At 67.8% G+C, this 22,370-nt stretch carries 20 protein-coding genes; 8 read left to right on the top strand and 12 right to left on the bottom strand.

What is annotated here, in order from left to right:
• Positions 1–86 precede the first annotated feature (86 nt).
• Both KXD98_RS08960 and KXD98_RS08955 read left to right on the top strand, forming a co-directional pair.
• Complete coding sequence (locus KXD98_RS08960; protein ID WP_260763432.1) at positions 87–488, top strand: MmcQ/YjbR family DNA-binding protein; 402 nt, start codon at positions 87–89, stop codon at positions 486–488.
• 36 nt (positions 489–524) lie between these two features.
• The gene (locus KXD98_RS08955; protein WP_260763430.1) at positions 525–2,132 is read left to right on the top strand and encodes a 4-coumarate--CoA ligase family protein; all 1,608 of its coding nucleotides are present in this window, start codon (positions 525–527) and stop codon (positions 2,130–2,132) included.
• Between the two features lie 8 nt (positions 2,133–2,140).
• On the opposite strand, the gene KXD98_RS08950 is transcribed toward KXD98_RS08955, so the two are convergent.
• Both KXD98_RS08950 and KXD98_RS08945 read right to left on the bottom strand, forming a co-directional pair.
• Positions 2,141–3,880, bottom strand: coding sequence for a diguanylate cyclase domain-containing protein (locus KXD98_RS08950; protein ID WP_260763428.1), 1,740 nt, complete (start codon positions 3,878–3,880; stop codon positions 2,141–2,143).
• Positions 3,881–4,002: 122 nt separating this feature from the next.
• The gene (locus KXD98_RS08945; RefSeq protein ID WP_260763426.1) at positions 4,003–5,013 is read right to left on the bottom strand and encodes a methionine synthase; all 1,011 of its coding nucleotides are present in this window, start codon (positions 5,011–5,013) and stop codon (positions 4,003–4,005) included.
• Positions 5,014–5,048: 35 nt separating this feature from the next.
• Between KXD98_RS08945 and KXD98_RS08940 the strand changes: the two genes are divergently transcribed.
• Positions 5,049–5,714: a sensor domain-containing protein gene (locus KXD98_RS08940; RefSeq protein ID WP_260763425.1), complete on the top strand. Its 666-nt coding sequence runs from the start codon at positions 5,049–5,051 to the stop codon at positions 5,712–5,714.
• Here KXD98_RS08940 and mnmA read toward each other — a convergent pair.
• From mnmA to KXD98_RS08910, 6 genes are all read right to left on the bottom strand, one after another.
• A complete protein-coding gene (mnmA, locus tag KXD98_RS08935; RefSeq protein WP_260765081.1) occupies positions 5,711–6,784 on the bottom strand; it encodes a tRNA 2-thiouridine(34) synthase MnmA in 1,074 nt (357 codons plus the stop codon). The genes KXD98_RS08940 and mnmA overlap by 4 nt on opposite strands.
• A 2-nt stretch (positions 6,785–6,786) precedes the next feature.
• Positions 6,787–8,043: a cysteine desulfurase family protein gene (locus KXD98_RS08930; protein WP_260763423.1), complete on the bottom strand. Its 1,257-nt coding sequence runs from the start codon at positions 8,041–8,043 to the stop codon at positions 6,787–6,789.
• Between the two features lie 60 nt (positions 8,044–8,103).
• Positions 8,104–8,952 (bottom strand): 1-acyl-sn-glycerol-3-phosphate acyltransferase, encoded by an 849-nt coding sequence (locus KXD98_RS08925; RefSeq protein WP_260763420.1) that lies wholly within the window; start codon positions 8,950–8,952, stop codon positions 8,104–8,106.
• The gene (locus KXD98_RS08920; protein ID WP_260763419.1) at positions 8,949–9,785 is read right to left on the bottom strand and encodes a GNAT family N-acetyltransferase; all 837 of its coding nucleotides are present in this window, start codon (positions 9,783–9,785) and stop codon (positions 8,949–8,951) included. Before KXD98_RS08920 ends, KXD98_RS08925 begins: the two co-directional genes overlap by 4 nt.
• Positions 9,786–9,946: 161 nt before the next feature.
• Positions 9,947–10,903 (bottom strand): electron transfer flavoprotein subunit alpha/FixB family protein, encoded by a 957-nt coding sequence (locus tag KXD98_RS08915; protein ID WP_260763417.1) that lies wholly within the window; start codon positions 10,901–10,903, stop codon positions 9,947–9,949.
• A gap of 34 nt (positions 10,904–10,937) precedes the next feature.
• Positions 10,938–11,729 carry an electron transfer flavoprotein subunit beta/FixA family protein gene (locus KXD98_RS08910; protein ID WP_260763416.1) on the bottom strand — a complete coding sequence of 264 codons (792 nt, stop codon included), beginning with the start codon at positions 11,727–11,729 and terminating at the stop codon, positions 10,938–10,940.
• 196 nt (positions 11,730–11,925) lie between these two features.
• Between KXD98_RS08910 and KXD98_RS08905 the strand changes: the two genes are divergently transcribed.
• Genes KXD98_RS08905 through KXD98_RS08895 form a run of 3 tightly spaced genes read left to right on the top strand, consistent with a single transcriptional unit; the run spans position 11,926 to position 15,532 of the window.
• Positions 11,926–12,735 carry a bifunctional 2-polyprenyl-6-hydroxyphenol methylase/3-demethylubiquinol 3-O-methyltransferase UbiG gene (locus KXD98_RS08905; protein ID WP_396882753.1) on the top strand — a complete coding sequence of 270 codons (810 nt, stop codon included), beginning with the start codon at positions 11,926–11,928 and terminating at the stop codon, positions 12,733–12,735.
• Complete coding sequence (locus KXD98_RS08900; RefSeq protein ID WP_260763414.1) at positions 12,732–14,303, top strand: glycoside hydrolase family 57 protein; 1,572 nt, start codon at positions 12,732–12,734, stop codon at positions 14,301–14,303. Before KXD98_RS08905 ends, KXD98_RS08900 begins: the two co-directional genes overlap by 4 nt.
• Positions 14,300–15,532 carry a glycosyltransferase family 4 protein gene (locus tag KXD98_RS08895; RefSeq protein WP_260763413.1) on the top strand — a complete coding sequence of 411 codons (1,233 nt, stop codon included), beginning with the start codon at positions 14,300–14,302 and terminating at the stop codon, positions 15,530–15,532. Before KXD98_RS08900 ends, KXD98_RS08895 begins: the two co-directional genes overlap by 4 nt.
• A 132-nt stretch (positions 15,533–15,664) precedes the next feature.
• Here KXD98_RS08895 and KXD98_RS08890 read toward each other — a convergent pair whose 3' ends face one another.
• Positions 15,665–16,402 (bottom strand): acyltransferase, encoded by a 738-nt coding sequence (locus KXD98_RS08890; RefSeq protein WP_260763411.1) that lies wholly within the window; start codon positions 16,400–16,402, stop codon positions 15,665–15,667.
• Positions 16,403–16,503: 101 nt separating this feature from the next.
• Here KXD98_RS08890 and KXD98_RS08885 point away from each other — a divergent pair, with 101 nt between their 5' ends.
• Together KXD98_RS08885 and KXD98_RS08880 are read left to right on the top strand one after the other, a co-directional pair.
• The gene (locus tag KXD98_RS08885; protein ID WP_260763409.1) at positions 16,504–17,784 is read left to right on the top strand and encodes a PQQ-binding-like beta-propeller repeat protein; all 1,281 of its coding nucleotides are present in this window, start codon (positions 16,504–16,506) and stop codon (positions 17,782–17,784) included.
• Positions 17,785–17,903: 119 nt separating this feature from the next.
• Positions 17,904–19,454, top strand: coding sequence for a sodium:alanine symporter family protein (locus tag KXD98_RS08880; RefSeq protein ID WP_260763407.1), 1,551 nt, complete (start codon positions 17,904–17,906; stop codon positions 19,452–19,454).
• Positions 19,455–19,461: 7 nt separating this feature from the next.
• Here the strand turns inward: KXD98_RS08880 and KXD98_RS08875 are convergent, their stop codons facing one another.
• The 3 genes from KXD98_RS08875 to KXD98_RS08865 all read right to left on the bottom strand — a co-directional run bounded on the left by KXD98_RS08875 (position 19,462) and on the right by KXD98_RS08865 (position 22,360).
• The gene (locus KXD98_RS08875) at positions 19,462–20,154 is read right to left on the bottom strand and encodes an esterase (protein WP_260763405.1); all 693 of its coding nucleotides are present in this window, start codon (positions 20,152–20,154) and stop codon (positions 19,462–19,464) included.
• 65 nt (positions 20,155–20,219) lie between these two features.
• A complete protein-coding gene (locus tag KXD98_RS08870) occupies positions 20,220–21,365 on the bottom strand; it encodes a THUMP-like domain-containing protein (RefSeq protein WP_396882748.1) in 1,146 nt (381 codons plus the stop codon).
• A 17-nt stretch (positions 21,366–21,382) separates the two neighbouring features.
• Positions 21,383–22,360 carry a class I SAM-dependent methyltransferase gene (locus KXD98_RS08865; protein WP_260763404.1) on the bottom strand — a complete coding sequence of 326 codons (978 nt, stop codon included), beginning with the start codon at positions 22,358–22,360 and terminating at the stop codon, positions 21,383–21,385.
• Positions 22,361–22,370 lie beyond the last annotated feature (10 nt).

The following is a 22,370-nucleotide window of genomic DNA, read 5'->3' as shown; positions in this document are numbered from 1 at the left end:
GGGATCCGGGGTCGCCTCGGGACTCACCCTGGCAGGCTATCGAAGCGCCCCGACAACCCCCGGTCCCACCTGGGTAGGCTGCCTGCATGCCGCACCCGCTCATGTTCGGCGCCGACGACCCGGGCTTGTCCGAGTTGCGCAAGATCGCGCTGGCATTGCCGGCGGCCGCCGAGCGTGTCTCCTGGGGCAGGCCGGTGTTCTGCGCGCCGAAGATGTTCGCCGTCTACGGCGGAAGCTGCAAAGCCGAGCGCAAGGGTGAACACCGCCAATTTCCGCATGCTGTGCTCGTCAAGGTCGATGAGAGTGATCGCCGGGCCCTGGAGCAGGACCGCCGATTCTTCTTCCCCGCCTATCTGGGACCGTTCGGCTGGCTGGGCCTGGATTTCGCCGCCGCACCGGTGGACTGGGGCGAGGTCGCCGAGCTGGTCGACGCGTCCTACCGGATGACGGCACCGAAGAAATTGATCAGGCAGCTCGACGAACGCTGACCATGCGGACGCCGGACGTGCTTCGATCAGAACACCATGAGTTTCTCCAGCCCTTTCCCCGAGGTCGACATTCCGACCGCCAGCATCTTCGACTACCTGTTCGCCGACATCGACCACAGTGACCTCGACCGTGTCGCTCTGATCGACGCGAAGTCCAAGCGACACACCGACTACCGCGAGATGATCTCCCGCATCGAGACGTTCGCCGGGGCGCTGGCCGCCCGCGGCGTGGGTGTCGGCGATGTGATCGGTCTGCTCGCGCCGAACAGCTCGGCCTTCGCGGTGGCCTTCCACGGCATCCTGCGCTCGGGCGCGACGGCGACCACGATCAACGCACTGTTCACCGCCGACGACGTCGCCAAGCAGTTGACCGACGCCAAGGCCACCATGCTGATCACGGTCACCCCGCTGCTGGAGCAGGCCAAGGCCGGCGCGGCGGCGGCCGGCATCACCAACGACAATGTGGTGGTACTCGACGGCGCGGGACGTGCCGCCGACGGGTATCCCAACGCCGCAGAGCTTCTGGAGGGTGCGCCGCCGGCACCGAGGGTGGACTTCGCGCCGTCTTCGCATCTGGCGGTGCTGCCGTACAGCTCCGGGACCACCGGTAACCCCAAGGGTGTGATGCTCACGCACCGCAACCTGGTCGCCAACGTCGCCCAGATCCGGCCACTGCACGGCATGGCGGCCGACGACGTCGTGTTGGCCGTGCTGCCGTTCTTTCACATCTACGGTATGACGGTGCTGCTCAACGCCGCGTTGCACGCCCGCGCCCGGCTGGTCATCATGCCCAGTTTCGATCTGAGCGAATTCCTGGGCAACATCGCCGAACACCGGTGCACCATTGCGTTCATCGCTCCGCCGGTCGCCGTGGCGCTGGCCAAGCATCCGCTGATCGACGATTACGACCTGTCCTCGTTGGAGGTGGTGATGTCAGGCGCAGCACCGTTGGACGCCGACCTCGGCCACGCGGTTGCCCGACGCCTGGGCTGCAAGGTGGTCCAGGGTTACGGAATGAGTGAACTCAGCCCGGTCAGCCACATCACACCGTTCGACTCCGGCCGACTCGACATGCGTGTCGAGGCGCCGCTGAGCTCGGTGGGCTGGACCGTCTCCAACGCGGCGTCCAAGATCGTCGACCCCGAGTCGGGAGATGAAATCCACCCACCTGCAGAGGGTTTGAGCAAGACCGGCGAGTTGTGGTTCAAGGGGCCCAACGTGATGGCCGGCTACCTCAACAACGCCGAGGCGACGTCGGCCACCATTGACGCGCAGGGCTGGCTGCACACCGGCGACCTCGCGCAGGTCGACGCGCACGGCTGCGTCTACATCGTCGACCGGCTCAAGGAGTTGATCAAGTACAAGGGCTACCAGGTACCGCCGGCCGAGCTGGAGGCAGTGCTGTTGACCCACCCGCAGATCGCCGACGCCGCAGTTGTCGGGGTACCCGACGACAGCGGGGAGGAAGTGCCCAAGGCGTTCGTGGTCACCCAGCCCGGTGCCGAGCTGCGCGCCGAGGAGGTCATCGAGTTCGTCGCCGGTCAGGTGGCGCCGTACAAGAAGGTGCGTCAGGTGGCGTTCATCGACGCCGTCCCGAAGTCGGCGTCGGGCAAGATTCTGCGCAAGGATCTGCGCTCGCGCTGAGAACCCCGCTACGACCGTGCCAGTTGGTTGCGTCCCTGGCGTTTGGCCCGGTACAGCGCCGCGTCGGCCCGGATCACCGTGTCGGTCAGAGCTTCACCGGGGTCGTGGCTGGTGTAGCCGATCGAGCAGGTCTGGCCGAACGGCACGCACCGCTTGATCCGCTGCAGGACCGTCTCGGCCTGATCTGGGGTGGTGGCGGGCAACGCGACGATGAACTCCTCACCGCCCCATCGGGCCAACACGTCATCCTCACGAAGTGTGGCTTCCGCGGCTTCAGAGAAACGTTGCAGCAACGCGTCACCGGCGGTATGGCCACGAGTGTCGTTGTAATCCTTGAAATTGTCGAGGTCGATCACCGCGACAGTCATGGGCAGCCCGCGGGACACCTTGTGCTGCAGCAACGCTGACACCTGCTCGTCCCAGGCCTGGCGGTTGAGCAGGCCGGTCAGCGCGTCGGTGGATGCGGACTGCTTGAGCGCGGCGTGTGCGGCAGCGACATCGGAGATGTCACGCACCTCGAGCTGGACACCGCGAACACCGGCGTGGTTGACCGCGGTGGCGTTGAACTCGACGGTGAACTCGGTGCCGTCGGACCGACGCAGGCTCCCCCGCTGTCCGCGCGGCGCCGTCGCGCCGGCCAGGATGTCGCCCAGCATCTTCTTGGCGGCGGCTCGCAGCCGGGGGTGGACCAGGTCCATACCGGCGGTGGCCGTGATCGGCGCGCCGCACAGCCTGTCAGCTGCCGGGTTGGCGTAGAGCACCGTACCGCCCTCGTCCACCACGACCACTGCGGCCGGGGACTGCTCGATCAACGCCCGCCAGCGCTGTTCGGCTTGCGCGTGGGCGGCCCGGGCGGCGGCGAGTTCGGTGACGTCGGTGGAGACCCCACCAACCCCGATCACCTCACCGTTGTCGCCGATCAGCGGGAACTTCGTCGATCGGTAGGTGTGGGCGGACCCGTCCGGATGGACCATGTCCTCGGTGAAGACCTGCCATTGCTTCGTTGCCAGGATGTGGTTGTCGTTCTCGCGGAATCGATCGGCGTCGGTCTGGTCGAACAGGTCGTAGTCGGTGCGGCCGATCAGCCCGCCGCTGCTGCGGGTCAGGTGTTCGAGCGCAGGGTTGGCCATCAGGAAACGACCGTGGACGTCCTTGGCGAAGATCAGCACATCGGAGTGCTTGAGTACACCGTCGAGCACCCGCAACTGTTCGCGCAGTGCCGCGCTCGCCACCCGCCGCGATCTGCCGTCGGCGGCTGTCCGGCGGGCCCGGCGGCGCAGCTCCATGGAAGTGAGAACCTGGTCGGCCAGCGTCTGCAGGTGCCGGCCGGCCGGGCCGGACAATTGCCGGGGCTCGACATCGAGGACGCTGAGCGCGCCCAGCGCATGTCCGTCGGGCGTGATGATCGGCACGCCGGCGTAGAACCGGGCATACGGGTGGCCCGCCACCAGGGAATGCGCCGCGAAACGCCGGTCCTTGCGGGTGTCGGGCACCTCCAGGGGGGCGGCAATGTCGACGACGTGAGCACACAGCGAGAGGTCTCGCGGGATTTCTGTGACCGCGATGCCGCGGCCTGATGTGATCAGCTGACGGTCGGCGTCGACGAAACTCAGCAGCGCCATCGGTGCATCGCAGATGTCGGCGGCCAGCGCGGTCAGATCGTCGAAGGCGCCGTCGGGGGCGCGATCGAGGACGTCATAGGACCGCAACGCCTGCAGGCGGTCATTCTCGGCGCCGGGGTGAGTCACCCGACCAACGCTCGAGATCATCGACTGCCTTCCTGGACCCGGATCGAATTCGAGGATAGAGCAGTAACGGTGCCCGTGACGGCGATCCGGCGGCTCGCCGCTGTCCGGGCCGGCGTTGTCGTCTATATCCCGCCGGGATCGGCGCGCAACGCATCGGAGGTCCGCTGCGCCAGCTCGACCGCGGTGCGAGCCCACTGCGCCGTGGCGCCGGCCAGGCCACACGCCGGCGTGACGCCGATGCCGGTGTGCAGCACGGTGCGAGGGAACCCCAGCCGGTCGGTGAACGAAGCCACCGACTTCGCGATCAGTTCCACCGATGGCTTCGGCGTGACCTCGGTGGAGGTAACCACACCCAGCAGGACCGTGCGACCCGAATCCACGAATGCCCCGATACCGTCGAGGTCATCGGCCGCCAATGTCGCCATATCCACCGACACTGCGTCTATCCCACTGTCGTGCAATGCTTTCCAAGGCATACCGGCAGCACACGAATGGACCACGACGTCGGGCCCGGCAGCGGCCACACAGGTGTCCAGCATCGCCGTCACCGTCGACTCTTCCAGCGCCGCGACCGGACTCAGACTGGTCACACCAGACAGCGCGCCGGCGACCGCGGCCGGCAGCGACGGTTCGTCGAATTGCACAGCGACGGTGGTCTGCAGGCGGTGCGCGACCGTGGCACGGTGCTGGGCCACCCCTTCGGCCAGTGACGTGGCCACGTCGCGGAATGCTCCGGCGTCAGTGATCACGCGGTGGCCGTTGGCCAGTTCGAGCTGGGCGGCCAACGACACCGGACCTGGCGCCTGCACCTTGACAACGCGGCCCCCTCCGCGCAGACCGGCTATCTCCCATGCCTCCTCCAACGCGTCGAGGTCTTCGTCGAGCAGGCTGACCGCGCGCCGGACAGCCGAGCTCCGTCGGGCAGCGATTCGGTAGCCACGCGGTACCACGTCGATCCCGATGTCGACGAGCAATGCACCGGCGCGACCGATCATGTCCGCGCCGACACCGCGGGCCGGCAGTTCGACGAGATGCGGTAGCCGGTGCAACTCGCCGACGACCACCTCGGCGGCCACCCGGGGAGACGTTCCCGGCCACGATCCGATGCCGGTTGCTGTCGCGAAGACACTCACTCGCCCGACGATATTGCACGCACTACAGTCGAGCCATGACGGCCCGCAGACGCGCGTCGGCTCGCCACGCGTGGCGGCGCGGGTGCCTGCTGGGAGGCCTCGCGGCCCTGCTGGTGGGCTGCGCACAGACCGTCGACGGCACGGCCGTGCGTTCCGCGCCCGTTCCCGGCGAGAACTCACGCTCGCCGGTCAACGTCGACACCGTGCTCCTCGACCGGGCACAGATGCAGGCCATCACCGGTGCGGGCCAGGACCTGACGCCGATCCCCGGGATGCAGAGCAAGGTTCCGGTAGACATCGAGTATCTGATGGACACCGTTGCGGCCCAATGCCGTTGGGTATTCGCTGAAACTCAGGTATTCGGCGTCGAGGTGGAGGAATTCCAGAAGACGACCTACCAGAACCCGCCCGACCGCGGTGTCATCTCGCAGGCCGCCGCCGGATATCGCGACACCGGCACCGCCCGACGTGCGTTCGGGGCGCTCGCGGAGTCGATCCGCCAGTGCGCGTCGAGCAACCAGGGCCCGACGATCGTCGGTGCGGTGTCGACCACCGAGGACTCGGTGGGGACCCGCGCAGGCGGCTGCGGCCGCGATTACCGGGTGAAGTCGGCAGTCCTGGTCGAGGTGACGTTCTGCGCATTTCCCGAGTCGGTACCCGACATCGTGATGTCGAACATCATCGCCAACGTGCCGGGTTAGTGCGCCGAACGGATCGTTGCCGAACCCAGCACCTCGTCACCGCCGGGGTCGGGCCGGTAGAGCACCAATGTCTGACCGGGAGCCACCCCGCGCAGTGCGGTGCGCAGGTCCACGACGACACGGTCGTCGTCGACGCGGGCGACCGCGTCGACGACACCGCCATGGGCGCGTACTTGAACCTGGCATTCCACCGGCGCGGTGGGCATGACGCCCGAAGTGATCACAGGCACGTCGCCCAGCAGGGTCGTGACTTCGAGATCGGTGAGGTCACCGACGTGCACGGTGCCGGTGTCGGCGTCGATTCCAGTCACGTAACGTGGGCGGCCGTCCGGCCCGGGACCGGCGATGCCGAGCCCCTTGCGCTGCCCGACGGTGAAGTGATGCACGCCGTCGTGTTCAGCGAGCACAGCACCCGAAGTGTCAACCACCGGGCCGCGCCGGACGCCGATGCGGGCGCCGAGGAAGGCCTGGGTGTCGCCGGTGGGTATGAAGCAGATGTCGTGGCTGTCGGCCTTCTCGGCCACCGCCAGACCGCGCCGCGACGCCTCCTGGCGTATCTGGGATTTCGGGGTGTCGCCGATCGGGAAGATGGCGTGTCGCAACTGCTCGGCCGTCAGCACCGCCAACACATAGGACTGGTCCTTGTCATGGTCGACTGCTCGGCGCAGCCTGCCGTCGGACAACCGCGCATAGTGGCCGGTGGCCAATGCGTCGAAGCCCAGCGCCAGCGCTCGGGCCGCCAAGGCGGAGAACTTGATCCGCTCGTTGCAGCGCACGCAGGGATTCGGGGTCTCGCCACGGGCGTAGGACGCCACGAAGTCGTCGATCACGTCCTCTTTGAAGCGATCGGCGAAATCCCATACGTAGAAAGGTATTCCCAGCACATCGGCGACTCGGCGGGCATCTGCGGCGTCTTCTTTCGAGCAGCACCCGCGTGACCCGGTGCGCAACGTTCCAGGAGCCGACGACAACGCCAGGTGCACGCCTGTGACATCGTGGCCGGCCTCGACCATCCGCGCTGCGGCCACCGAGGAATCAACCCCGCCACTCATTGCGACCAGTACCCGCATACTCACCGCCCGGCAGCCGACGAGTCGACAACAGAAGACGAGCGCTCGCGCGAGGAATACGAACCTGCACTGGCGAGTGCGGCCTGGCGGGCGCGCTCGACAGCAGCCGGCAGCACTGCCAGCACCGCGTCGACATCACCGTCGGTGCTGGTGTGGCCCAACGACAGCCGCAACGAGCCCCGGGCACTGGCCGACTCCGCACCCATCGCGGTCAGTACGTGCGACGGCTGCGCCACCCCGGCAGTGCAGGCTGACCCGGTCGAGCATTCAATTCCCTTGGCGTCGAGCAACATCAGCAGCGAGTCGCCCTCGCAACCGCGGAAGGTGAAGTGGGCGTTACCCGGAAGCCGGCCCTGACCTCGAGCTCCGTTGAGATGTACGTCGTCGATCGTTGCGAGGACACCGGTGATCAGACGGTCGCGCAGTTCCCGCATCCGCAGCGTGGTGGACTCCATCGTCTCCACCGCGTCGTGGGCAGCTGCGGCCATTGCCACCGCGCCGGCGACGTCCTGGGTCCCGGAGCGCACGTCGCGCTCCTGGCCTCCACCGTGCAGCTGTGGCACGCAGCCGACGTCGCGGCGCAACAGCAATGCACCCGCACCTGTCGGGCCGCCGAATTTGTGCGCGGTCACACTCATCGCCGACAGCTTGCTCAGGCCGAAGTCCACCGGGAGCTGACCGACGGCCTGGACCGCGTCGCTGTGCATCGGGATGTCGAATTCCAACGCAACAGCCGCCAATTCATCGATCGGCATCACAGTTCCGACTTCGTTGTTGGCCCACATCACCGAGATCAGCGCCACGTCGAGGGGATTGTCGAGGGCGGCACGCAGCGATGCCGCACTCACCACGCCGACGTCGTCGACCGGCAGCCAGGTGACCTCGGCGCCCTCGTGTTCGACCAGCCACTGCACCGCATCGAGCACTGCGTGGTGTTCCACCGGGGTGGTGATGATCCGCCGTCGTCGCGGATCGGCGTCACGACGCGCCCAATAGATGCCTTTGATCGCCAGGTTGTCGCTCTCGGTCCCACCGGCGGTGAAGATCACCTCAGAGGGACGCGCTCCCAGCAGCAGCGCCAGCGCTTCGCGGGACTCCTCGAGGCGACGGCGCGCCGATCGGCCGGATCCGTGCAGCGACGACGCGTTGCCGACTGTCCCCAGCACCGCAGCCATCGCCTCGATGGCCGCGGGGCGCATCGGGGTGGTGGCGGCGTGGTCCAAGTACACCGACTTGGCGGGAGGCACCGGCGAAGACATAACCGTTCCACAATAGCCGTCTGGTCGCGGCCGGCCTCAGTCGCCGCAGCTCGGCGCCGGTCAGGCCACCAGGGTGTGACAGCTGCGGTGTTCGGCCGGCCGCAGCGGCGTAGCCGCGGCGCCGAGTTCGCCGACCGCCCGTTGACAGCGCGCGGCCAACTCGCGGCGATCGTCGCCGGGAAGCTGCAGCGACTCCACCCCGACTCGCACGAGGGTCCGTCGGACTGAGATCACCCGGCGCAGCGATGCCAACAGCGTGTCCTCGCCGATGTAGGCGCACACCGTGGACAGTTCACCGTCGCGGTGGTGATAGCTCAACCGCAGAGGTTGTACCGCCCGTTGCGCGTCGATCGCGGCCTGGAACATCGCCGGCCGGAAGTGTCCGTGCGCACGTCCGCACCAGGTGGTGCCTTCGGGAAACGCCACCACGGTGTGCCCGCTGCGCAGCCGGTCGGCGATGGTGCGCACCACCTCGGGAAGTCGGCGCAGGCTGGTGCGATCGATCGGGATCACCTTGACCATCCGGGCCACCGCGCCCAGCGCCGGCCACTGCAGCATCTCGGCTTTGGCGACGAACGAGCCCGGCAGCACTGCACCGACGACGAACACGTCCACCCATGACACGTGCCGGGCCACCACCAGGACACCCGACACATTGCGGATCGGCCCGCCGGACACGCTGATCCGGATGCCCAGGCAGCGCAGCACCGCGCGGCAGTACCCCCGCTGCCAGCGCCGTCGGCCAGGGACCGGCACCGCCAACAGCGGCATGCACGGCAGCAGAAGCAGCACCATGAGGCTTCGCAATGTCGTCCGGGTGATAACGCGCACACCGCGATCGGCAGGCGGACCGTTCAGGCAGTCCCGGACGCAGGTGGCCCGGGGAAGCCAGGCGTGCGGGGCGCTCATCGGGCGGTCCCGGCGGCTGTGGCCGCGCCCGCCGAGCGCAGCCTGCGCAGATAGCGAACGTCGGCGCGGCGCTTGTCGAGCAGGGCGGGGAAGTCGCCTACGCCGAACACCGGGTCGTGGGCCGGTTCACCGCACACCTGTGCTCCCAGCCTCAGATAACCTCGCAGCAGCGGCGGCACATTGACGCGCCTCGGCGGGGTGATGTCGTCGAGCGTGCGTCCGTCGACGACGACGGGCCGGTACGGGTAGACGGTGCGGGACGCCGGTGCGGCATGGCGGGCGCGCACAAAATCGCGAACGCCCCGCAGGTGGCTGCCGGGAGCTGATTCGCCGGCCGGGTCGGCCACCGGCACCGATACGCATCCGGCGACATAGTCGTAGCCGCTGCGGTCCAGGTAGGCCAAGATCCCGGTCCACATCAGCAGCACCACCACACCGCTGCGATGGCCGTCGCGCACCACGGCCCGCCCCATCTCCACCAACGCGGGGCGCAGCGGGTCCAGACCGGAGACGTCGAACTCGGTGGCGGTGTAGAGACCGCCGGCGGCGATCGCACCTGGGGGCGGCAGCATGCGGTAACAGCCCACCAGCTCCCCGGTGGCGTCGTCACGGACCAGCAGGTGATCGCAGAACTCGTCGAAACGGTCTGCGTCGCGGCCGTCCCCGGCGGTGGGCAGGGTGTATCCGGGTTCGGTGGAGAAGACGTCGTGGCGCAGCCGTTGCGCGGCGTCGATCGCCTCGGCGTCAGTGCTCAGCAGCAGCGAGTAGCGCGGAACTGCGGGCTGCGGCGCAGCGCTGTCGTCGGATCGGATGAGGACAGAAGCGGTGCTCACGATCTGCACGGTCGCGCAGCGGGGTCTCCGGACGGCATCGCCAGAGTGACGTGTCCGTGAGCGTCAGATGACGAGCTGTGCGCACGTTGACGCCGGCAGACGCAAAATCGCCCGATTCCCGCAGGAAAAGGGCGACTTTACGGCTTGTCGTGAGAGAAGTATCAGCCTTTGCGGGCCTTGACCTTCTCGGTGAGCTGCGGAGTGACCTTGAACAGGTCGCCCACGATCCCGAGGTCGGCGATCTCGAAGATCGGCGCCTCTTCGTCCTTGTTGACCGCGATGATCGTCTTCGAAGTCTGCATGCCGGCGCGGTGCTGGATGGCCCCGGAGATGCCCAGCGCGATGTAGAGCTGCGGCGACACTGTCTTTCCGGTCTGACCGACCTGGAACTGGCCCGGGTAGTAACCCGAGTCGACGGCGGCGCGCGAGGCCCCGACGGCACCACCGAGCGAGTCGGCGAGTTCCTCGACCACGTTGAAGTTCTCGGCGCTGCCGACGCCACGGCCACCGGCCACGACGACGGTGGCTTCGGTCAGCTCGGGCCGATCACCGGCGACGGCAGGCTCGCGCGCGGTGATCTTGGTGGCGTTCTCGGCCTGGGCCGGCACCTCGACCGACACGACCTCGCCGGCTCCGTCGGCGGGCTCGGCGTCGATCGCGCCGGCGCGCACCGTGATGATCGGGCTGTCACCGACCGCCTCGGCCTCGACGGTGAAGGCACCACCGAAAATCGAGTGAATGCCCTTGCCGCCCTCTTTGACCTCGACGACGTCGGAGAGCAGACCGGAACCGATCCGGGCGGCCAACCGGCCCGCGATCTCCTTGCCGTCGGCGTTGGCAGCCAGCAGCACCGCGGCCGGGGAAGCCGACTCAGCCAGCGAGGCCAGTACGTCGACGTAGGGAGTGATGAGGTAGTTCTCGACGTCGTCGGATTCGGCGACGTAGATCTTGGCCGCGCCGGCAGACTTCAGCCCGTCGGTCAGCCCCTCGGCGGTGCCGGGCTTGGCCACCACGACAGCGGCAGGCTCGCCCAACACACGCGCGGCGGTGATCAGTTCGTTGGTGACCTTCTTCAGCGCACCATCAGCGTGCTCGACGAGCACGAGTACTTCAGCCATGGGGATGTTTCTCGTTTCTCGAAAAGTTGATCTGCTAGATGATTTTCTGACCGACCAGGTACTCGGCGATCTTCGATCCGCCGTCGCCCTCATCGGTGACCTTCTCACCCGCGGTCTTGGGCGGCTTCGGCGTCGACGAGAGCACCTTGGAACCGGCGTTGCCCACACCGACCTCGTCTGCCTCGACGCCGATCTCGGCCAGCGTGAGCTTGGTGACTTCTTTCTTCTTCGCGGCCATGATGCCCTTGAAGGACGGGAAGCGAGGTTCGTTGATCTTCTCGTTCACGCTGACCACTGCCGGCAGCGACGCCTCGAGGGTGAACAGACCGTCGTCGGTCTCACGTTCGGCGACGACCTTGCCGTTCTCCACGCTCAGCTTGCGCACGTGGGTCAGCTGCGGCAGACCGAGGTACTCGGCGATGATGGCCGGCACTGCGCCGCCGGTGCCGTCAGTGGCCTCGTTGCCGGCGATCACGAGTTCGGTGCCCTCGATGGTGCCCAGCGCGCGGGCCAGGGCCCAGCCCGTCTGCACCATGTCGGAGCCGTGCATGCCCTCGTCGACCAGATGCACCGCCTTGTCGGCACCCATCGACAGGGCCTTGCGGATGGCTTCGGTGGCCCGCTCCGGGCCGGCCGTCAGCACCGTGACCGTGCTGTCGCCGCCCTCGCGCTCCTTGATCAGCAGCGCTTCCTCCACGGCGCGCTCGTTGATCTCGTCGAGCACCGCATCTGCGGCCTCACGGTCCAACGTGTAGTCGCCGTCGGACAGCTTGCGCTCGGACCATGTGTCAGGGACCTGTTTGATCAGGACCACGATATTCGTCATGACTCTGGTTCGTCCTCCTCGAAGGGGCCGGTGACCGGCCCGCCATACCACGCTTGAAGCAATCACCGCCATGTTACCCGCAAGTAACTTGCGGCGGTTCGCCTGAACACCATAACTGGTCGACATCGGCGATCCGTCGGCCCGTAGACAAGCGAACTATTCGTCATCGGACGGTTACGGGTTAGCCTGCCTTCCGATGAGCGCTTCTGTGAGCGACGGCCCACGCGGAGATCGAACGGCCGGTCTCCCCGTCGACGTCCCGATGGCCCTGACCGGTGAGCGGACCGTGCCCGGTGTTGCAGAGGAGAATTACTGGTTTCGCCGCCACGAGGTGGTTTACCGCCGCCTCCTCGACCATTGCCGCGACCGCGACGTACTCGAAGCCGGCTGCGGGGAGGGTTACGGCGCCGACCTGATCGCCGATGTCGCCCGCCGGGTGATCGGGCTGGATTACGACGACTCGGCGGTGACACATGTGCGTGCCCGCTACCCCAGGGTGGACATGCACCAGGGGAATCTGGCGGAGTTGCCGCTGCCCGACAGCTCGGTCGACGTCGTCGTCAACTTTCAGGTCATCGAGCATCTGTGGGACCAGGGACAGTTCGTCGCCGAGTGCGGCCGCGTGCTACGCCCGGGCGGCGTGCTGCTGATCTCGACTCCCAACCGGATCACGTTCTCCCCCGGCCGCGACACCCCGGTCAATCCGTTCCACACCCGCGAGCTCAACGCCGCCGAGCTGACTGAACTGCTCGAGTCGGCCGGTCTGGTGGTGCAATCGATGCTCGGCGTTTTTCATGGCCCCCGGCTGGCCGAGCTCGACGCCCGGCACGGCGGCTCGATCATCGACGCCCAGATTGCCCGTGCCCTCGCCGATGCGCCGTGGCCGACCGAACTGCTCGCAGACGTCGTCTCGGTGCACGTCGACGACTTCGAGCTGTCCGAGCACGGAACCGCCACGAACATCGACGACAGCCTCGATCTGGTTGCCATCGCGGTGCGGCCGTGACGGCCCCCGGCGGCGAAGCCGTACCGGGGCTTTTCACCCTGGTCCTGCACACCCACCTGCCGTGGCTGGCCCACCACGGTCGCTGGCCGGTCGGCGAGGAGTGGCTCTACCAGTCGTGGTCGGCGTCCTACCTGCCGTTGATCCGGGTGCTGCGAGCACTGGCCGCCGAAGACCGCACGCACCTGGTCACATTGGGCGTCACACCCGTGGTGGCAGCACAGCTCGACGATCCGTACTGCCTGCAGGGCATGCACCACTGGCTGGCCAACTGGCAGCTACGCGCACTGGAGGCGGCCACCATACGCACCGCTTCCGGTCCGTCTCCGGCATCCAGACCGGCAGCGCTGCGCCGCTTCGGTTCCCACGAACACGCCGAGGCAGAGCGCGAACTCGCCGAGTTCGACGCGCTGTGGCGCCACGGCGGCAGTCCGGTACTCCGAGAACTGATCGACGGCAAGGTCATCGAATTGCTCGGCGGGCCGTTGGCACACCCATTCCAGCCGCTGCTGAATCCACGTCTGCGTGAGTTCGCGCTGCGCGAGGGCCTGGCCGACGCCGGACAACGGTTCGCCCACATCCCGCGCGGCATCTGGGCCCCGGAATGCGCCTACGCGCCGGGCATGGAGGGCGATTACGCGGCTGCCGGGGTCGGCCACTTCATGGTCGACGGGCCGTCGCTGCACGGCGACACCGCGTTGGGCCGCCCGGTGGGCGACTCCGATGTCATCGCGTTCGGGCGTGATCTCAAGGTCAGCTACCGCGTGTGGTCTCCGAAATCGGGCTACCCGGGTCACCCCGCATACCGTGATTTCCACACCTACGACCACGCCACCGGACTCAAGCCCGCGCGGGTGACCGGGCGCCACATCGCCTCCGAGGACAAGGCGCCCTATGACCCCGAACGCGCCGACGCGGTGATCGACAGCCACGTCGCCGATTTCGTTGCCACCGTGCGCAAGCGGATGCGCGCGGAAAGCGACCGGATCGGGCGTCCGGCTCACGTGGTGGCAGCATTCGACACCGAACTGTTCGGCCACTGGTGGTACGAGGGGCCGCAGTGGCTGGCGCGGGTGTTGCGCGCACTGCCGGCCGCCGGCGTGCGCGTCGGCACCCTCGCCGACGCGGTGCACGGCGGATACCTGGGCACACCGGTCGAGTTGCCGCCCAGCTCCTGGGGGTCGGGCAAGGACTGGCAGGTCTGGGCCGGTGAGCAGGTGGCCGACCTGGTGCAGCTCAACAACGAGGTGGTCGACACGGCACTGACCTGCGTGGACAAGGCACTCGCGCAGGCCGCCTCGGCCGGTGCCGCGCCGCGCAATGTCGTGGCCGACCAGATTCTGCGGGAGACACTGCTGACGGTGTCCAGTGACTGGCCCTTCATGGTCAGCAAGGATTCCGCGGCCGAGTATGCGCGCTACCGAGCCCACCTGCACGCCCACGCCACCCGCGAGATCGCCGACGCCGCGGCGTCCGGCCGGCAGGATCAGGCGCAGCGACTCGCCGCGGCCTGGAACCGCGCCGACGGACTGTTCGGCGCGCTGGATGCACGCAGGCTGCCGGTCGCATGAAGCTCAAGATTCTGTTGGTCTCGTGGGAGTACCCGCCTGTGGTGATCGGCGGACTGGGTCGCCACGTGCATCACCTGGCCACCGAGCTGGCCGGCGCGGGTCACGATGTGGTCGTGCTCAGTCGCAGGCCGACGGCCACCGATCCGATGTCGCACCCCACCACCGACGAGGTCTGCGACGGCGTACGCGTCGTCGCCGCCGCCGAGGATCCGCACGAGTTCACGTTCGGCACCGACATGATGGCCTGGACGCTGGCGATGGGCCACGCCATGGTCCGCGCCGGGCTCGGCTTGGCCAACTGGCGGCCCGACGTGGTGCACGCGCACGACTGGCTGGTCGCCCATCCGGCCGTCACCCTGGCCCAATTCTTCGACGTACCATTGGTTTCCACCATCCACGCCACCGAAGCCGGCCGTCACTCCGGCTGGGTGTCCGGGCAGGTGAGCCGTCAGGTGCATGCGCTGGAATCCTGGCTGATCCGCGATTCGGATTCGCTGATCACCTGCTCGGCCTCGATGCGCGACGAGATCACCGCGCTGTTCGGTCCGGAGCTGGCCGAGACCACGGTGATTCGCAACGGGATCGACGTTCACGGATGGCCTTTCGCGGCGCGACGCAGCCACTCCGGACCCGCCGAGCTGCTGTACTTCGGTCGGCTGGAGTACGAGAAGGGTGTCCACGACGCGATCGCGGCACTCCCACGGATCCGCCGAACCCACCCCGGTACCACTCTGACCGTCGCCGGTGACGGCACCCAACTGGGTTTCCTGCACGAACAGGCCCGCAAACACAGAGTCGTCAAAGCTGTGACCTTCCTTGGCCCGGTTGATCATTCGCCGCTGGTCGAACTGCTGCACCGCGCCGACGCAGCGGTATTGCCATCGCTCTACGAGCCGTTCGGCATCGTCGCGCTGGAAGCCGCGGCCACCGGCGCACCGCTGGTCACCTCGTCGGCGGGCGGGCTCGGCGAAGCCGTCATCGACGGCGTGACGGGCCTGTCGCACCCACCCGGCGATGTGGCGGCGCTGACCACCGCGGTTCGCGCTGTGCTCGACGCGCCGGGCGCGGCGCAGCAGCGGGCCGTCGCGGCCCGCGAGCGACTCACCGCCGAGTTCGCCTGGGAGACCGTGGCGACCGAAACCGCGCAGGTGTACCTGGCCGCCAAGCGGGCCGAACGGCGCCCGCAGCCGCGCCGCCCGATCGCCGAGCGCCCCCTGCCCGGGCGATGAGCGCTTGCGCGAAGAGCAGACAACACCGATGAGCGCTTGCGCGAAGAGCAGACAACACCGATGAGCGCTTGCGCGAAGAGCAGACAACACCGATGAGCGCTTGCGCGAAGAGCAGATAACACCGATGAGCGGTTAGCGGTCGGCCTTTTTCCGTTCGATGTCGGCCAGCGCGGCAGCAAGCTCGGCGCGCTGGGCTGCCGAGGTCTCCCACGACAGCTTGCGATTCTTGACCACCTTGGCCGGCGCGCCGACGGCGATGGAGAAGTCCGGGATCTCGCCGCGGACCACAGCGTGTGATCCCAGCACACAGCCCCGGCCGATCGAGGTGTTGCGCAGCACGGTCACTTTGACGCCGACCCAGGTGTCGGGGCCGATACGCACGGGGCCTTTCACGATGCCCTGGTCCTTGATCGGCAGCTCGATGCTGTCCATCCGGTGGTCGAAATCGCAGATGTAGCACCAGTCGGCCATCAGCACCGAGTCACCCAACTCGATGTCGAGGTAGGTGTTGATGACGTTGTCGCGGCCCAGCACCACCTTGTCGCCGATGCGCAGCGAACCCTCGTGACAGCGGATCGTGTTCTTGTCGCCGATGTGCACCCACCGGCCGATCTCCATCTGGGAGAGCTCCGGGGTGGCTTGGATCTCGACGTCCTTGCCGAGGAACACCATGCCTCGGGTGATCACGTGGGGATTGGCCAGCTTGAACTTCAGCAACCGCCAGTACCGGACGAGGTACCACGGCGTGTAGGCGCGGTTACTGAACACCCATTTCAGCGACGCGGGCGTGATGAACCTGGCTTGCCGCGGATCCCGCAGACGCGAGCCTCGCCAACGCTTGTGCAGCGGCGCTCCCCACATCGTCGTCATGGCCGCAAAGCCTACGCGAGGGACGGTGCTGCCAACGGTTACCCTCACGAGGGCTCGCGAAGGACGCGCAGAGCCGCGGAAGAGACATAGAAGGGATCGGCGTGCTCCGGCGAATCATCGTGGTGACGGCGACGACGCTGGTCACCGCAACCGTCGCCAGCTGTGGCACCTCGGACTCCTGGGTCGAAGCGAAACCGGCCGACGGGTGGTCGGCCCAGTACGCCGACGCCGCAAACAGCAGCCGCTCTTCCGTCGGCGGTGCCGAGCGGCTGCGCCTGGAGTGGACGAGGTCGGTCAAGGGTGAGCTCGGCGCGCAGGCCGCACTCGGTTCACCCGGTTACCTGGCGCTCAACGGCCAGACCGAGGCGGGTTGTTCGCTGATGGTGTGGGAGGCCGACAACCGGGCGCGGCAACGGTGGTGCACCCGGCTGGTGCAGGGTGGCCCGACCTCGAGTCCGCTGGTCGACGGGTTCGACAACCTCTACATCGGCCAGCCGGGCGCGGTGCTGTCCTTTCCGACGACGCAATGGATCCGGTGGCGGCAACCGGTGATCGGGATGCCGACCACGTTGCGCGTGCTCGACCCCGGCCACCTACTGGTGGTGACCCACCTCGGGCAGGTGCTGGTGTTCGATGCCCACCGCGGCACGGTGGTCGGCGCAGCGCTCGATCTGGTTGCCGGGGTGGATCCGACGAATTCCGAGCGCGGCCTCGACGACTGTCTGCCCGCGCGGCAGGGCTGCCCGGTCGCCGCGGCGCCCGCGTACTCCGATGCCTCCGGCCTGGCGGTGCTGACGCTGTGGGAGCCAGGCGCCGACGAGCCGGTGCTGGTCGGACTGCGGTACCGGCCCGGGCAGACACCGTTGCTGGCCCGCGAGTGGACCAGCGACGCGGTCGGCGGCGGTCCGTTGGCCAGCCCGGTGCTTTCCGCCGACGGCGACACGGTCTACGTCAATGGCCGCGATGAGCGTCTGTGGGCCCTCGACAGCGACGACGGCAGCCCGAAGTGGTCGGTGCCGCTGAACTACCTGGGCCAGACCCCGCCGTCGGTGCGGCCCGACGGTCTGATCGTGGCCGGCGGCGGTCCGGGTGCCGAGTTGACCGGGTTGCGCGACAACGGTGACGACGCCGAAGTTCTGTGGACCCGCGACGACGTCGAGCCGCTGACCACCACCAGCATCGCCGGAGTCGGTTACGCCGTCATTCGCGACGGCGACGACGGGATGGCTCTGGCCACCGTCGACCTCGACGACGGACACACGATCGACGCCTATCCGCTGCCCAACGCTGCGGGGTGGCCCGTGGGCGTGTCGGTCGGCCAGGACCAGCGCGTCGTCACGGCGACAAGCGAGGGCCGGGTGTATGGCTTCGCGCCCACCTGAGTCCGCCAGGAATCGATAACACCAGCGACACGACGCGGTAACTTCGATCTTTCGCAGCCGTGCCAGCATGCACGCACAGCTGGCTCGGAGCAGCCGGGAACGCCAACAGGGGGCCACAAGTGTCGGAATTCCTCAGCAGCGTCAACGATCTGGTGTGGCACGAGACGCTGGTCTATCTCTGTCTGGGCGCGGGTGTCTACTTCTCGCTGCGGTCGCGCTTCGTCCAGGTGCGCCAGCTTCCCGAGATGGTCCGCCTCATGCTCAAGGGCGAGAAGTCGCCGTCGGGTGTCTCCAGCTTCCAGGCGCTGACCATGTCGTTGGCCGGCCGTGTCGGTACCGGCAACATCGCCGGCGTGGCCACGGCCATCGCATTCGGCGGCCCGGGTGCGTTGTTCTGGATGTGGATGGTGGCGTTCCTCGGCGCCTCCACCTCGTTCGTCGAGTCGACGCTGGGCCAGATCTACAAGGACCGCGACAGGCTCACCGGTGAGTATCGCGGCGGGCCTGCCTACTACTTCTCCACTGCGCTCTCGCACACCGGTGCGGCCGGGTTGATGCGGGTGTACGGCTTTGTCTTCGCTGGTGTCACCCTGTTGGCGATGGGCCTGCTGCTGCCCAGCGTGCAGTCCAACTCGATGGCCTCGGCGATGAACTCCGCGTGGGGTTTCTCGACCTGGTGGGTCGCTGTGGTCACCGTGATCGTGCTGGCCTTCGTCATCATCGGCGGCGTCAAGCGCATCGCGACGTTCGCCTCGATCGTGGTGCCGTTCATGGCGTTGGTCTACATCACCCTGGCGCTGATCATCGTGCTGATCAACGCCTCGGCGATTCCGGGCATCATCGCCTTGATCTTCTCCAGCGCCTTCGGTATCGATTCGGCGTTCGGCGCCATCATCGGCTCAGCGGTCATGTGGGGTGTCAAGCGCGGTATCTACTCCAACGAGGCCGGTCAGGGCACTGGCCCGCACGCGGCCGCGGCCGCGGAGGTCTCCCACCCGGCCAAACAGGGCCTGGTGCAGTCGTTCGCGGTCTACGTCGACACGTTGTTCATCTGCTCGGCGACCGGATTCCTGATCCTGTCCACCGGGGCCTACCGGGTCTACGACGACGGAACCGCCGGCGGTGCGGTGATCCGCGAGGGCGGATCCATCCTGGCCGAGGGCGCCGAAGTCGGTCCCGCCTTCGCCCAGGCAGGTTTCGACACGTTGTGGAGCGGGGCCGGATCCAGCTTCATCGCTATTTCGCTGGCCTTCTTCTGCATCACCACGATCATCGCGTACTACTACATGGCCGAAACGAACCTGCGCTTCCTGCTGGGCAAGGCCGCCACCATCGACGTCCCCGTCATCCGAGGCACCGTGGGCTCCAACGCCACCATGTTGCTGCAGGCCCTGATCCTGGTGTCGGTCACCATGGGCGCGGTCTCGACCGCATCAGATGCCTGGACGCTCGGCGACATCGGTGTCGGGCTGATGGCCTGGCTGAACATCGTGGGCATCATCATCCTGCAGCAGCCCGCCTACAAGGCACTGCGCGATTACGAGAAGCAGAAGGCGCAGGGACTGGACCCGATGTTCGACCCACTCGCGTTGGGCATCCGCAACGCCACCTTCTGGGAGAATTACGACCCCAGCACCGGCAAGGACAAGCAGCCCGCCACCACCGGCTGATCTGCTGCTAGACCGCCAGCATGTCGGCCAGCGCCGACCGCGGGACCGCGGCCTGCAACGCGCCACCGGCGCCTGCCATGACCTCACCCTGACCGAAGAAGAAGATCACCTCGTCGTCGGTCAGCACGAACTCCTGGTACTTGGCCGGGTCGAGGCCGTCGGCCGGCGATATCGGCGAGTCGATACCGAGCTGACGGGACACCTCGGATTGCACGATCGGGTAGATCACGTCGAGCGGTTCGGCGCCCGGCTCGAACAGGGTGTCATAGGTGATCGGCGCCTGGCCGGCGACGTCCCAGTTGAAGGTCTTGTACCAGGTCTGCGGATGGGCTCCACCGACGTTCTCGTACACCTCAAAGACCACGCTGCGGGTGCCGGCATCCTCGGGGCCGCTGCGGTAGGAGGTTCCCCGGCCGTCCAGTACGTAGGGCAGGTTCCAGGAGCCGGGCATTCCGGCAACGTTGACGAATCCGTCCCGAGTTTGGGTGAGATAGGCGACCAGCGCCTGCTGATCCGGGTAATCGACGGGGAAGGTGAAATCCACCCGGTAGGTCTGTTCCTCCAGGTGCACCTGGCAGGTCTGGTCGACATCGACGGCACCTCCCAGTTCAGTGCATGCCGGTGCGGCCGCGGCCGCCGGGGCGGCCAGCCAGCCGGCGACCAGACCGGCGGTCACCAGCGCAGGAGCGAGAATGCGCATCGAGGTCCTTACGATCGGCGCCGCATCGGACTTCGGGCGCTCTTGCAGTCAGGGTACGTCAGCGATCAACGTGACGGACGACATATGAATGCCGTTGCCCGGCTTGCCGCTTTGGTGCCGAGCCGGGTGATCACCACCGAAGCCCGCTCGGATCCGCGCAACCGCAGCCGCGGGCGCAGCAGGTCGGGGTCCACGTCGACGCCGCGCACCAGGATCTCGGCGACGCCCACGTGGCGCAGCGCCAGCGCCTGGCGCAGCTGCCGTTCGTTGAACGGCAGCTGCTCGAGCACTTCGAACCCACGCACGCCGTCGGGCAGCCGATTCCCGGACAGGTAGGCGATGTCTGGATCGATCTGCCACAGGCCGTGGCGGACGGCGTAGTGCCGCACCAGGCCGGCCCGCACCACCGCCCCGTCGGGATCGATCAGCCAACGGCCGGCCGGGGCGACCCCGCACTCGTCGGGTTCGGTGTCGATGAGCTGCTCCCCCGCGTCGAGTACCGTGGCGCGCCGCTGCACCGCGCTGCCGGTCAGTCCCCTCGACCACAGGCACGCCTCCCGGACACTGCCACCGGCGGACACGATCTCCACTTCCCCGTCGAAACCCATGGCCTGCACCGCGGTGAAGTCGATTCCGGGAGCACACTTCACGGCATAGTCCCGACCGACCAACATGGCAAGCAGATCGTCCAGCGGTGGCGAGTAGGCCCGCGGGTCGAACCGTCGGCCCGCGGCGTCCCGGCGCGCCGGATCCACCACCAGGACAGCGCCTTCGGTGACCGGGCGCAACGCGTCGGCGCGGCACAACGCCACCGACGGGCCGAGGTTGTGACGGGCCATAGCCAGCCGGACGGCATCGAGGTCGGTGCCGACCACGAATCGCGCCCAGTCCTGCAGCGCGGCAAGCTCGAAGCCCACCGAACAGGTCGCGTCGTGCACGACCCGGCCCGACAGGCGCCGCGCCCGATGTTGGGCGACCACACTGGCGGTGGCCTGCTGCACGGCCGTGTCGGTGAACAACCACTGCGATGGGTCCGGCAGCTTGGCCAACGCCTTGCGGCGCAACTGGACCGTCTCGACCAGCACCGCCGTGCGGTCACCGAAATCTGTTCGTAGTGCGGCGATATCGGCGATCAGGGTGGCTCGACTCAGGGTGTGGCCGGCCACCCGGGCCAGTGCCGCGCGACCGGCGTCACCGCTGAGGTAGCGCACATCGTCGAGGGTGAACTCTACGACGGCTTGACCCCGGTGATCATCACGTTGTAGAACCAGCCCTTGGGCACCACCCGGCGCCAGAGGTGGGCGTCCACCCAGGACAACGTGGTCCAGCTGTTGAACGCGAATTTGGCCCAGCCCCAACCCAGCCGACCAGGGGGCACCGCCGCCTCGAAGGTGCGCACCGGCCATCCGAGCATCGCCGCGGTGAACTCCTCGCTGGCCGTGCGCACCTCGACCGCTCCGGCACTGGTCGCCATCCGCTCCAGATCGCCCGGATCGAAGGTGTGCAGATCCACCACGGCCTCCAGCGCCGCGGCACGCGAGGATTCGTCCAGCTCGGCCTGGGGACGGCGCCAGTCGGCCAACATCGGCAGCTTGGTGACGTTCGTCGCGATGCGCCACGTCAGTGTGGAGAGCTCACGCGCATACCGGTTACCGATCGTCGTCGGTTCACCGGCGAACACGAACCGCCCGCCCGGCTTGAGGATCCGGACCACCTCGCGCAGCGACAGCTCCACGTCGGGGATGTGATGCAGCACTGCATGCCCGACCACCAGGTCGAAGGTGTTGTCGTCGTAAGGGATTCCTTCGGCGTCGGCGACCCGGCCGTCGATGTCGAGCCCGAGCGACTGCCCGTTGCGAGTCGCCACCTTGACCATGCCCGGCGAGAGATCGGTCACCGACCCGCGCCGCGCCACCCCGGCCTGGATCAGGTTGAGCAGGAAGAATCCGGTCCCGCACCCCAGCTCCAACGCGCGGTCGTAGGGCAACTCCCGCTGTACGTCCTCGGGCACCGCCGCATCGAACCGGCCGCGGGCGTAGTCCACGCACCGCTGATCGTAGGAGATCGACCACTTGTCGTCGTAGGTCTCGGCCTCCCAGTCGTGATACAGCACCTGGGCCAGCTTCGAGTCTTGCATCGCGGCCTCGACCTGCTCCTGGGTGGCGTGTGGCGTCGGAGCCGGGTCGGTGACATCGGAACTCGTCATGAAGGGCAGC

It is taken from the genome of Mycobacterium sp. SMC-4 (genome assembly GCF_025263265.1).
Taxonomy (GTDB): domain Bacteria; phylum Actinomycetota; class Actinomycetes; order Mycobacteriales; family Mycobacteriaceae; genus Mycobacterium.
This window is presented reverse-complemented; position numbering and strand designations above follow the sequence as displayed.